Consider the following 11,703-nt stretch of genomic DNA (forward strand, 5'->3'; position numbering starts at 1 on the left):
GGGGACTTGTCGAAGTCCGGTGCGGTCCCGCGCCCCCAAGGAGGCCGCAGGCCTCTTGGGGGCGCGGGGCTGTATCGATTTGCGGCTCCGCCGCGTGGGCGCGACCAGCCACGACGGACCCGCAGCTTCGAACCACCCTCCCAGCGGAGCGCACAGCGTACCGACCTCGCAGCACAACGCCCAGTTGTGCCTCCCTGGCCGAGCGGTTGTTTGACCGCTCGGCCCCCGCTCGCTTGGATCTCGCTGATCAAGGTGAGGTTGTTCCGGCGAGGCAGCGGGGGTGCGCTGGACATGGCGATGGGGCTGGGACGCTCGCTGGGGCGGCAGTTCGGGTGGCTCTGGGCGGCGTATGCGACCAGTACGTTCGGTACGCGGCTGGCGTTCGACGCGTTCCCCCTGATCGCGATTCTCGTGCTGCACGCCGGGCCGACGGAAGTGGCGGTGCTGGCGGCCGCAGGTCTTGCGGTGGGGGCTGTGGTCGCGGTGCCGCTCGGCCCCTGGGTGGAGTTCCGCCGCAAGCGCCCTGTGATGATCGCGATGGACCTGATCCGGTTCGCGGCACTGATGAGCGTCCCGGCCGCCTACGCGCTCGGCCGGCTCGACTTCGTCCAGCTCGTGATCGTGTCGGTCCTCGTCGCCGCGGCCGACATCACCTTCACCGCGGCGAGCGGCGCCTGCCTCAAGGCACTCGTACCGCCGGAGGACCTGATCGTCGCGAACGGACGGTTCGAGTCCACGAACTGGACCGCCACGGTGCTCGGACCGCCGCTCGGCGGGGCCGCGATCGGGCTGTTCGGCCCGGTGATGACCGTGGTGGCCGACGCGGTCAGCTTCCTGCTCTCGGCCCTGGGTATCCGCGCGATCGGCGGCACGGAGCCGCGCCCCGTGCGAACCGCCGCACCGGCCCGACTCAGAGCCGGCGACCTGCTCGAAGGGTGGCGGTACATCCTGGCCCACCGGGCGCTGCGCCCGCTGTTCTTCAACACGATCCTCGTCAGCGGCCTGATCATGGCGACCTCGCCACCGCTCGCCGTCCTCATGCTCGGCGACCTCGGATTCGCGCCATGGCAGTACGGCCTCGCCTTCGCCGTGCCTTGCGTCGGCGGTCTGATCGGCTCACGACTGGCCCGCCGGCTCGTCGCGCGGTTCGGGCAGCACAGGGTCATGCTCACCGCCGGGACGCTGCGCGCGTGCTGGTTGCTCGGGCTGGCCTTCGTCCGCCCCGGCACCGCCGGACTCGTGCTCGTCATCGCCGTCGAATTCGGGCTGATCACCAGCATGGGCGTGTTCAACCCGGTGTATGCCACCTACCGGCTCGAACAGACGGCGACGGACCGGATCGCCCGCACCCTGTCCGCGTGGTCGATCACCAGCAAACTCACCGTCGCGGCCCTGACCGCCCTGTGGGGCCTGCTGGCCGGCCTCACCGGCCCCCGCACCGCGATCGCGATCGCCGGCCTCCTCATTCTCACAACCCCGCTGCTCCTGCCTCGGCATGACGACGCGTCAGGACACAAACGGGAAGGTGCCGGGAGCCGCACTTGATCCGCCGCGACGCGTAGGCGGCCGGTTCAGCCCGTCAACTCCCAGGTATTGGCGGGCGCTTCATCGTGACAACACCTCTCAGAGATCACGTGTCAATGCGCATCCAGGTGACTGTTCTGGGCATGTCAAGCATGCCATCATGCGCACCCCCGCACCGTGGTTGATCAGGAGGACGCGTTGAAGACGAGTTCACGGATCCGCAGAGCAACTCTCATACTCGGCAGCGCCGTTGCGCTGGTCGTCGCCTTCCCGGGCAGTGCTCTCGCTGCTCCGCCGCGGTCCTTGCCCGCCAACGCGGAAGCACTGGAGCAGACGTTCCAGCCGACGTACGACTACGACACGGACGGCTGCTACTCCACGCCCGCCATCGGCCCCGACGGCACCGTCAACGGCGGCCTCAACCCGACCGGATCCCTCAGCGGCGAGTGCCGTGACGCCTCGGACCTGGACAACACCAACGGGTACTCCCGCTACAAGTGCAACAACGGCTGGTGCGCCATCATGTACGGCCTGTACTTCGAGAAGGACCAGGCCGTGGCCGGCAGCAGTCTCGGCGGACACCGCCACGACTGGGAGCACGTCGTGCTGTGGGTGCAGAACAACCAGGCGATGTACGTGTCCACTTCGGCCCACGGCGGCTTCAGCGTGTACGGCCGTGACCAGATCCGCTGGGACGGGAACCACCCCAAGATCGTGTACCACAAGGACGGCGTCAGAACGCACGCCTTCCGCCCCGCGACGTCGGGCGACGAGCCGCCGGAGAACCACAAGGGCAGCTGGCAGTACCCCCCGCTGGTCGGCTGGAACGGCTACCCCGCGGGTGTGCGCGACAGGCTGAGCCAGGCCAACTTCGGCAGCGCCAACTTCGGCCTCAAGGACGGCAGTTTCAACAACCACCTCGCCGCAGCCAAGCCGGCCGGCATCGCCTTCGACCCCAACGCCTGACGTACGGCGCCCGGGGGCGCCGCCGCACACCGCAGCGCAGACGGTGGCCCGTCAGTCAGTTCCCGGCGGGCTGTGCTTCGGTCTGTGCCGGCGCCTCCGGCTCCGACGGCGCCGGTGCGTCCGGGGCGGTGTAGAAGACGGACGAGCCCTGCTTCGTACGCTGGGCCTGGCTCTTGGCCACGAGTCCTTCGACCGTGGTGCGTACGACGGTGGTCTTGATACGACGCTCGGGGTGGGCCTCGCCGAGCGCGGTGGCGATCTCCGCCGCGGAGCGTGGTTCGCTCTGTTCGCGGAGATGACGGCGGATGAGTTCAACGAGGGTGGGCTGGACGGACGTTGGGGTCTCGGCCTTGGCTGTGGGCTTCTTGTCCGCCGGCTTCTTGGCTGCCGACTTGGCCGCCGGCCTGTCGCTCTGTGCGGTGGCGGCCTTCTTCGCGCGGGCCCGCTTGCCGGTGCCCGACTCGGTCGTGGACTTGGGCCTCTTCTGCCGGGGAGGAGAGGACGTCGCGGCGTCTTCGGGCGCGGGCTGAGTGGGCGCGTCCGCACCCAGCGCCTGCTGCATGTTCACCAGCACGGTGTGGTCGTGCTGCAGGGCGAGCAGCTGCTCCTGCAATGCGCTGATCTCCGCGCGCACGCGTTCCTGTTCCTTGGCATTGCGGTCGAGGTCGCCGACCACCTGGGCGATGTACTGCGACGTGAGTTCAGTGGCTGGGGGAGTGCTCTCAGTCATGGTGCTGACCTTTCTCGGTCCTTGGTCCTTCGCGAGCCGCATCTGCTGCGGGGCGCACCGGCGTAGAGATGGTACGTACAGATGGAGCAGGTTGTTCCCCGCGAGTGACGGCAGGCTGACGTCAGACGCGATGGGCCTACGTCCTTGGTACCGGTCCTGCCTGGGTCCGCAGCCCGATCCGCCGGTACAGGGCCGCGACCTAGCGTCACACCATGCGTATCGGAATTCTGGGCACGGGCAATGTCGGCCGAGCACTGGCAGCGGGCTGGTCCGCGGCAGGGCACGAGGTCGTACTCGGGTCGCGTCGGCCGAAGGAGCGTACAGATCTGGGCTTCGCCGTCGCCGGTCTGGGGGAAGCGGCCACACATGCGGAAGTGGTGGTCAACGCGACCCCGGGGACGGCATCACTGGACGTACTGACCACGATCGGAGCGGCGGCGCTGGCCGGGAAGACACTCGTCGACGTCGGTGTCGGCCTCTCCGACGACTTCACGGAGCTGTCCCACCCCAACAGCAGTCTGAGCGAGCAGATTCAAGAAGCGTTTCCCGAGACCTTGGTGGTCAAGACGCTGTGCACCATGGACGCGTCCGCGATGACCGACCCCGGTGGCCTGGACGGCCCGAGCACCGTCTTCCTGTCCGGCAACAGCGCCGCGGCCAAGCAGACCACGGCCAGGCTGCTCGGCGACCTGGGCTGGCCTCCGGCCTCGCAGCTGGACATCGGAGGCATCACCACCGCACGCGGACAGGAGCACTTCGCCCTGCTCTTCATGGGAATCGCGGGCGGCCTGGGCACCCACACCTTCAACATCAACGTCGTCAGCCGCTCATCGGCGGTGTGACACCACCGCCCGGCACGCAAAACGCCGCGCGGCCGGGCCGCACCCCTGCATACGGGGAACGGCCCGGCCGCGCGGCCTGAGCGCTACGCGCCGCTCGCCCTGAGCATGTCCTCACGCTCGACGATCTTCACGCGCTCCCGGCCCTCGGGCTCACCCAGCGCCTTCTCCGCGGTGTCCAGCCGGTACCAGCCGTCCCACGTCGTGAAGCGGACGTTCCGTTCGCCGAGGAACGTGTCCACGGCGTCCGGAGCGGGCGAAGTGGGCGTGTGCAGGCGGCCGTTCGCGTGGTCGTCCAGCAGGTTGGCGACCGTCTCGTTGGCGTCGCCCTTGGTGTGACCGATCAGGCCCACGGGGCCGCGCCGGATCCAGCCCGTGACGTACGTCGACTGCAGGTGCGCGCCGGTGTCCTCGAGCACCCGGCCGCCGTTGTCCGGCACCGTGCCCGACTCGACGTCCCAGGGCAGCTTGGGCAGCTTGTCGGAGAGGTAACCCACCGCGCGGTAGACCGCGGTGACGTCCCAGTCCTTGAACTCGCCGGTGCCCTTGACGTTGCCGGTGCCGTCGAGGGTGGTGCGCTCGGTGCGCAGGCCGACGACGTTGCCGTCCTCGCCGAGGATCTCGGTCGGCGACTCGAAGAAGTGCAGGAACAGCTTGTGCGGCCGGTTGCCGACATCGCGGATCGCCCAGTTCTCCAGCGTCTTGGCGACCATGTCGGCCTGCTTGTTGCCGCGCCGGGTCTCGATCGATCCCTCGTCGTAGTCGATGTCCTCGGGGTCGACGATCACTTCGATGTTGGGGGAGTGGTCCAGCTCCCGCAGCTCCATCGGGCTGAACTTCGCCTGCGCAGGGCCGCGGCGGCCGAAGACGTGGATCTCGCGAGCCCGGTTGGCCTTCAGACCCTCGTGGACGTTCGGCGGGATCTCGGTCGGCAGCAGCTCCTCGGCCGTCTTGGCCAGGATGCGCGCCACGTCGAGCGCCACATTGCCGACACCGAGTACGGCGACCTTCTCCGCCTCGAGCGGCCAGGTCCGCGGGACGTCCGGGTGACCGTCGTACCAGGAGACGAAGTCCGCCGCGCCGTACGAGCCGTCGAGGTGGATGCCGGGTATGTCGAGCGCCCGGTCGGCTGTCGCCCCGGTGGAGAAGACCACGGCGTCGTAGAAGGCGCGCAGATCGTCCAGGCTGATGTCGCGAGGGTAGTCGACGTTGCCGAAGAGGCGGACCTGCGGCTTGTCGAGCACCTGGTGCAGGGCCTTGACGATGCCCTTGATGCGGGGATGGTCGGGGGCCACGCCGTAACGGATCAGGCCGAACGGGGCGGGCATCCGCTCGAAGAGGTCGATGGACACGCCGGGTTCGGCGGCCACTTCGGACTTCAGCAGCGCGTCGGCGGCGTAGATCCCGGCGGGGCCGGCTCCGACAATAGCTACCCGCAGGGGGCGGGGCATGATCAGGTTCCCTTCGAGTGGTGAACAGGCAACTCGTCGGCAACCCTAAACTAAGGCAAACCTTACTTGGTACGAGGGTCCGGCCTATGACCTCATAAAGCAGCCTTATGGGAAACGGGGAATCCCCGTCAGTGCGGCTCTGTCAGCTGGGCCTCGGCCGCAACCAGGATCTCCGTCACCCGCAGCCCGAAGGCGGCGTCGCACGGGTGCGGACGGCCGGTGCGGGCAGCGGCGAGGAGGGCGTCGGCGGCCCGGATCAGAGCCGGGACCGGTCCTTCAGCGGACGCGGGCAGAACGGCCGCTCCCGCCTTGCCGCGCAGTTCGACCGTGGCCCCGGCAGCCGCGGGCGGAGCGGTGAGGCTGAGAGTCAGGGTGCTCGACGCCCCGCCGATGTGCTGAAGGATCAGGTGGACGGTGTCCTTCGGGCCACGTGCGGCGGCCGCCACCCGCTCGACGTCGCCGAGAACCGGCAGCAGTACGGACAGGGCATGCGGGCCGACGTCCCACAGGCCCCCCTTCTCCCGTCGCCACGGCGAGTCGGCGAACGGGCTGTCGCCGGTGAACACCGAACCGAGCCACTCCGCGCGTCCCGTGAACCACCCGTCCAGAGCGGCCTGTTCGGTGATCCAGGCCTCAGTGGTGTTCTGGAAACGGGCCGTGAAGAAGACGACCGAGGCGACACCGGCCTCCCCGGCCGCCTCGACGACCGCCCGCCCCTCCTCGACGCCCGCCGCGAGGGGCTTGTCGAGCAGCAGATGGCATCCCGCCTGCGCTGCGCGCGCCGCGAGCGGGGCCTGAACGGAGGGAGGCAGGGCGATCGCGACGGCGTCCACCTCGGCGAGCAGAGCGTCGACGTCCTCGTACGCGCGTGTCCCGTGCCGTTCGGCCAGGGCCTCGGCCGCGTCCGTGCGCCTGCCCCACACGCCCACGAAGTCCAGTTCGCGGTGCTCGCTCAAGGCGGGGGCGTGGGCCATCTCGGCCCACGGTCCTGTACCGAGCAGTCCGATGCGCATGCCGCCGCCTCTTCTCGTGCCGTGCCATGGGGTGACCGGGGCAGGTTGTCGTCCGGCCGCCTGTGTGCGCTGAGCCTTTCACGCGAGCCCTGAGGGTGCGCAACCAGCCGTCGTCCCAGGCCGGGTTGCCCTCAGTGGGTGTCTCTCGCGGTAGTCACGTAATTTGCCTAAAGGCATTAGGCAGCCGCATGATTGATTATGGCGAATGGGAGGAAGGGCATGGCACGCGTAGGACTGACAACGGAACGCCTGACCCGGGCGGGAGCCGAACTGGCCGACGAGGTCGGCTTCGACCAGGTGACCGTCTCCGCGCTCGCCAGGCGGTTCGATGTCAAGGTCGCGAGCCTGTATTCGCACCTGAAGAACTCCCAGGACCTGAAGACCAGGATCGCCCTGCTCGCCCTGGAAGAACTCGCCGACCGGGCCGCCGACGCCCTGGCCGGACGGGCCGGCAAGGACGCCCTCGCGGCCTTCGCGAACGTCTACCGCGACTACGCCAGGGAGCACCCCGGCCGTTACGCCGCGGCCCAGTTCAGGCTCGACCCTCAGACGGCGGCCGCCAGCGCCGGCGGCAGACACGCGCAGATGACACGGGCGATCCTGCGCGGCTACGACCTGACGGAACCGGACCAGACCCACGCGGTCCGGCTGCTGGGCAGCGTCTTCCACGGCTACGTCAGCCTGGAGTCGGCCGGCGGCTTCAGCCACAGCGCCCCCGACTCACAGGAATCCTGGTCACGGATCCTGGACGCCCTCGACACGCTGCTGCGCAACTGGCCCGGGCCCTGAAGCACCGGGCGGAGACCGCGCGCCACGTGGCACATCCAAGCAACCTGACCATGCCGATCAACAGGCGGAGGCCATGCACACCCACCACAACTGGACCACCACGCCCATCACTTCGGACCTCCTCCGCGGCGCCCTCGACCTGGAGCCCACCACCCACGGCGTACTGCCGCACCGCCTGCCCGCCCGAGCCCGCGCCCAGTGCGCCGACCCGCAGCTCGCCATGGTGGAGTCCCAGCCCTCCGGCGTACGACTGCTCTTCCGCACCCGCGCCACCGCCGTCGAACTGGACACGCTGCCCACCAAACGGACCTACGTAGGTGCCCCGCCCCGCCCGGACGGCATATACGACCTGCTCGTCGACGGCCGTCTGACCAGCCAGGCCACCGTGACCGGCGGCAACACCGTGACGATCGACCTGACCACCGGAACCGCCGAGCACCAGCCAGGCCCGCCCGGCACCCTGAGCTTCACCGACCTGCCCGAGGGCATCAAGGACATCGAGATCTGGCTGCCGCACAACGAGACCACCGAACTGGTCGCCCTGCGCACCGACGCTCCTGTCGAGCCCATCGCGGACCGGGGCCGCAAGGTCTGGCTGCACCACGGCAGTTCGATCAGCCACGGCTCCGACGCCGCGAGCCCCACCACCACCTGGCCCGCACTGGCCGCCTCCCTCGGCGGCGTGGAACTGATCAACCTCGGCCTGGGCGGCAGCGCCCTGCTCGACCCCTTCACCGCCCGCGCGATACGGGACACCCCCGCCGACCTGATCAGCCTCAAGCTCGGCATCAACCTGGTCAACCTCGACCTGATGCGCCTGCGCGCCTTCACCCCGGCGGTGCACGGCTTCCTCGACACCATCCGCGAAGGCCACCCCGCCACACCCCTGCTGGTCGTGTCGCCCATCCTGTGCCCCATCCACGAGGACACGCCCGGTCCTGCAGCCTTCGACTTCAGCGCGCTCGCCGCCGGAGAGCTGCGCTTCCGGGCCACCGGCGACCCCGCCGAGCGAGCCACCGGAAAACTGACGCTGGGCGTCATCCGGGAAGAGCTGTCCCGCATCGTGCGCCAGCGGTCCGCCGACGACCCCCACCTGCACTACCTCGACGGCCGCGACCTCTACGGCGAAACCGACTTCGCCGAACTGCCCCTGCCCGACGAACTCCACCCGGACGCCGCCACCCACCGCCGCATCGGCGAACGCTTCGCCGAGCGGGCCTTCACCACGGGCGGCCCCTTCGCTGACCACAGCGCGTGAAGGCACGTACTCCGGGACGTCACGGGCGTACGGCGGTGACTAGCCAGTAACGGCCCATCAGCCGTACGCCACTGTCGTCCTGATATGCGCCGAAAGCCTCCACCGCGGCCCGCCGGGCACGCTCCTCCGTAGCGGAATCGGCGTCCGCCTCGCGCAGCCAGTGCCGCAGCGGCCCGAAGCCGAAGAGGAACCAGGCCGCGTCCTCGGCGTCCTTGCCCCAGTACTGCGGAGCATCGACGCCCTCGACGGCCACGTGGTCGAAGCCGGCGTCGGCCAGGACCCGACGGGTGTGGCCGGGATCCGCGAAGGCCTGCGGGCTCGGGCCGGTGGACTGGGACACCTCCGGCAGCCGTACGTGCTCTCCGATCGCCGCGAACACCGTGGACTGGTCCATGCGCGCGAACTCCTGCGGACAGACGAAGGCGAGCTGCCCGCCCGAGCGCAGGGCACGTCCGATGTTGCCGAACCCCGCGACCGGATCGGCGAAGAACATGATGCCGAAGCGGCTGACGGCGACGTCGAACGCGGCCTCCTCGAAGCCGTACACCTGCGCGTCGCCCCGTACGAACTCCACATGGCCGAGGGACTCGGCGGCGGCGCTCGCCCGCGCCCGCTCCAGCATGGGCGCCGACAGATCGATGCCTAGGGCGTACGCGGCGCGGTCGGCGGCCAGGCGGGTGACGCGGCCGTTGCCGCAGCCGATGTCGAGAACGCGGTCGGTCGGCGCGAGGGCCGCCGCGTCGAGGAGCGGGGTGTTGGCCCCGTCGTTGAGGGCGTCGTAGTGGTCCTGGTGGTCGGCCCAGTGCCGGCCCTCGTAACCGTTCCAGGCCGCGGCCTGCTGGGAGTTCACCACATCGTCGGGGGCGGGCGGGCCGGCCGGGATGTCCGTCGAATCCGTCATGCCTTCATGGTGGCGTGTGTGCCCTGATGTAGGTCGTCCGGGTGACTGGTTTGTGAGAGGTCTCTATGAATTTGTGGGGCGTTTGAACACGGCGGGGCTCGGCTGCGTATGGGGGCAGGGGATTGTCATGTCAGGCCTCCGCCGAACCGTAGGAGTACTCCCGTGAGACGCAACACGCGAAGACGCCCAACGGGCGCACGACGCACGACCTTTGCGGCGGTCGCGCTGATGCTGGGAGGAGGTGCGCTGGTAGCGGCGAACGTTTACGCCACGGCCACCGAGAGCGGCTCGGGTCAGCAGCCGGGGCAGAGTCAGGCCGACCAGGTTCTGGCTTCGGGTGCCGCCACCATCGACTGCCCGGACGTCGGAACCAAGTTGACGGCGGTGCCGGACCAGGCGAGGGCGGAGGTCGACAAGCAACTCGCCCTCCTGGACAAGCAGATCGCCGAGGCCTACCAGCGACTGCAGAACTCGGCGCAGGCCGTCCAGCAGGACGCCGGCTTCGCCGACAACGCGATCATGAATCCGCTGAAGGACAAGCGGACCGCGACGATCGACCGGATCGCGATCGCCATCGAGCGTGTGGGGGAGCGCCCGCAGGGTCTTGAATCCCTTGCCGCCTGTACGTTGCGCGCTACCGGTAACGAGGCCGGCGGCGGCGAGAACGGCGATCAGGCGGGCGACGGCCAGGACACGGGCGACGCCAACCAGGACGAACAGGGCCAGGACCAGGGTGAGGGCCAGGACGGCCAGGATCAGGGTGACCAGCAGGGCGGCAATGGCGGTCAGGCCGCCAACGCGCCCGTGGCCGCGGACTTCACCGACATCACCACCGTGCAGCCCAACGTGCCGAAGCCGCAGCAGCAGAGCAACGCCTCCCGCGGCACCTTCACCACCAGCTGTGGCGTGAACGCCAACGGCCTGTTCAACTCGGACAACGTGATCGTGGCCCCCGGCGTCACCAACGGCGCCCACCACTTCCACGACTACGTCGGCAACCAGGCCAACGACGCCTTCGCGAGCGACGAGGACCTGGCGAACGGCGACACGACATGCGTGGACCAGGGCGACAAGTCCACGTATTACTGGCCGGTGTTGCGTCTGCAGAACGGCGTGCAGGAGCAGGACGCGAATGCACCGGGCGGCGGCATCGAGGGCAACGTCGGTGAGATCGTCACGCCCAAGAAGGTGACCCTGGACTTCGTGGGCAACCCGCAGAGCAAGGTCACCGAGATGCCGCGGCTGCTGCGCATCATCACCGGTGACGCCAAGGCGTTCGTCAACGGCACCGCGAATGCCAACGCCTCGTGGAGCTGCACCGGGTTCGAGGATCGGCAGCTGAAGGACAAGTACCCGCTCTGCCCCCAGGGCAGTGACGTGGTGCGCACCTTCAAGTTCCAGAGCTGCTGGGACGGCCGGAACATCGACAGCGCGAACCACCGCACCCACGTCGCGTTCGCCGACGCGAACGGCAACTGCGCGAACGGCTTCCAGGCGATCCCGCAGCTGGTGCAGCGCATCGTCTACGACGTCGACGCGCCGAGCCTGAACGACGGCGGTCGTACGGTTCCGTTGTTCGCGGTGGACTCCTTCCCCGAGCAGGTGCACAAGCCGGTCACGGACCACGGTGACTTCATCAACGTCTTCGACGAGGACCTGATGGGGGAGATGGTCGACTGCATCAACGCCGGCCGGAAGTGCGGCGTGGGCGGCGACGCGGGTGGGGGCGCCGGTGAGGAGCCGCAGGACAAGCCGACGGAGAACCCTGACGACGCGTCCGGTGAGAACGGCGGCAACGCCGGGAACGGCGGGAACGACGAGGCGGACGCCGACAACGGTGGCAACGGCGACAACGCCGGGGACAAGGACACGCCGGAGCCGGCCACGAAGGCGCCGGACGCCGAACCGGAGGTCGGATCCGAGCCCGCCAGCCGCCCGAACCCCGAGGTCTACGCGACGCCCTCGCCCGCCCAGGGCGATCAGGACGTGTCACCGGCTCAGGGCTCGGACGACAGTGGCAGTGGTGGTGAAGGTGACTACTCGGACCAGGCGTCGGACGCGGGCGGGAACGATCAGGCGGCCGGTGCACAGACCGAACCGCAGGGTGGTTCCGGCTCTCTGGCCGAAACGGGTACCCAGCTGTGGCCGGCCGCGGCCGGAGCGGTGCTCGTGATCTCCGGCTTCGTGCTGTTGCGCCGTATGAGGCGCAGTTCGTACTGACGCCTTTCGTCG

At 69.5% G+C, this 11,703-nt stretch carries 10 protein-coding genes; 6 read left to right on the top strand and 4 right to left on the bottom strand.

Annotated features, from left to right (window positions below):
* Positions 1 to 297: 297 nt before the first annotated feature.
* Together IEZ21_RS11565 and IEZ21_RS11570 are read left to right on the top strand one after the other, a co-directional pair.
* The gene (locus IEZ21_RS11565; protein WP_189321852.1) at positions 298 to 1,545 is read left to right on the top strand and encodes an MFS transporter; all 1,248 of its coding nucleotides are present in this window, start codon (positions 298 to 300) and stop codon (positions 1,543 to 1,545) included.
* Between the two features lie 177 nt (positions 1,546 to 1,722).
* A complete protein-coding gene (locus IEZ21_RS11570; RefSeq protein WP_189321766.1) occupies positions 1,723 to 2,490 on the top strand; it encodes an NPP1 family protein in 768 nt (255 codons plus the stop codon).
* Positions 2,491 to 2,545: 55 nt separating this feature from the next.
* Here the strand turns inward: IEZ21_RS11570 and IEZ21_RS11575 are convergent, their stop codons facing one another.
* Positions 2,546 to 3,220: a hypothetical protein gene (locus tag IEZ21_RS11575; protein ID WP_189321767.1), complete on the bottom strand. Its 675-nt coding sequence runs from the start codon at positions 3,218 to 3,220 to the stop codon at positions 2,546 to 2,548.
* A gap of 212 nt (positions 3,221 to 3,432) precedes the next feature.
* On the opposite strand from IEZ21_RS11575, the gene IEZ21_RS11580 reads away from it, so the two are divergent.
* A complete protein-coding gene (locus IEZ21_RS11580; protein ID WP_189321768.1) occupies positions 3,433 to 4,062 on the top strand; it encodes an NADPH-dependent F420 reductase in 630 nt (209 codons plus the stop codon).
* Between the two features lie 83 nt (positions 4,063 to 4,145).
* Here IEZ21_RS11580 and IEZ21_RS11585 read toward each other — a convergent pair whose 3' ends face one another.
* A complete protein-coding gene (locus IEZ21_RS11585; protein ID WP_189321769.1) occupies positions 4,146 to 5,510 on the bottom strand; it encodes an FAD-dependent oxidoreductase in 1,365 nt (454 codons plus the stop codon).
* A 128-nt stretch (positions 5,511 to 5,638) separates the two neighbouring features.
* Complete coding sequence (locus IEZ21_RS11590) at positions 5,639 to 6,523, bottom strand: Gfo/Idh/MocA family protein (protein WP_189321770.1); 885 nt, start codon at positions 6,521 to 6,523, stop codon at positions 5,639 to 5,641.
* Between the two features lie 219 nt (positions 6,524 to 6,742).
* On the opposite strand from IEZ21_RS11590, the gene IEZ21_RS11595 reads away from it, so the two are divergent.
* Entirely contained in the window at positions 6,743 to 7,312 is a 570-nt protein-coding gene (locus IEZ21_RS11595) for a TetR/AcrR family transcriptional regulator (protein ID WP_189321771.1), read from the top strand.
* Positions 7,313 to 7,385: 73 nt separating this feature from the next.
* Positions 7,386 to 8,570, top strand: a complete 1,185-nt coding sequence (locus IEZ21_RS11600) for a GDSL-type esterase/lipase family protein (protein ID WP_189321772.1) — start codon at positions 7,386 to 7,388, stop codon at positions 8,568 to 8,570.
* 19 nt (positions 8,571 to 8,589) lie between these two features.
* Here the strand turns inward: IEZ21_RS11600 and IEZ21_RS11605 are convergent, their stop codons facing one another.
* Positions 8,590 to 9,471: a class I SAM-dependent methyltransferase gene (locus IEZ21_RS11605; RefSeq protein ID WP_189321773.1), complete on the bottom strand. Its 882-nt coding sequence runs from the start codon at positions 9,469 to 9,471 to the stop codon at positions 8,590 to 8,592.
* A 228-nt stretch (positions 9,472 to 9,699) separates the two neighbouring features.
* Here IEZ21_RS11605 and IEZ21_RS11610 point away from each other — a divergent pair, with 228 nt between their 5' ends.
* A complete protein-coding gene (locus IEZ21_RS11610; protein WP_189321853.1) occupies positions 9,700 to 11,691 on the top strand; it encodes a DUF1996 domain-containing protein in 1,992 nt (663 codons plus the stop codon).
* Positions 11,692 to 11,703: the final 12 nt, after the last annotated feature.

Origin of the sequence: Streptomyces flaveus, assembly GCF_014647675.1 — a bacterium.
In the GTDB taxonomy this organism is placed as follows: Bacteria; Actinomycetota; Actinomycetes; order Streptomycetales; family Streptomycetaceae; genus Streptomyces; species Streptomyces flaveus.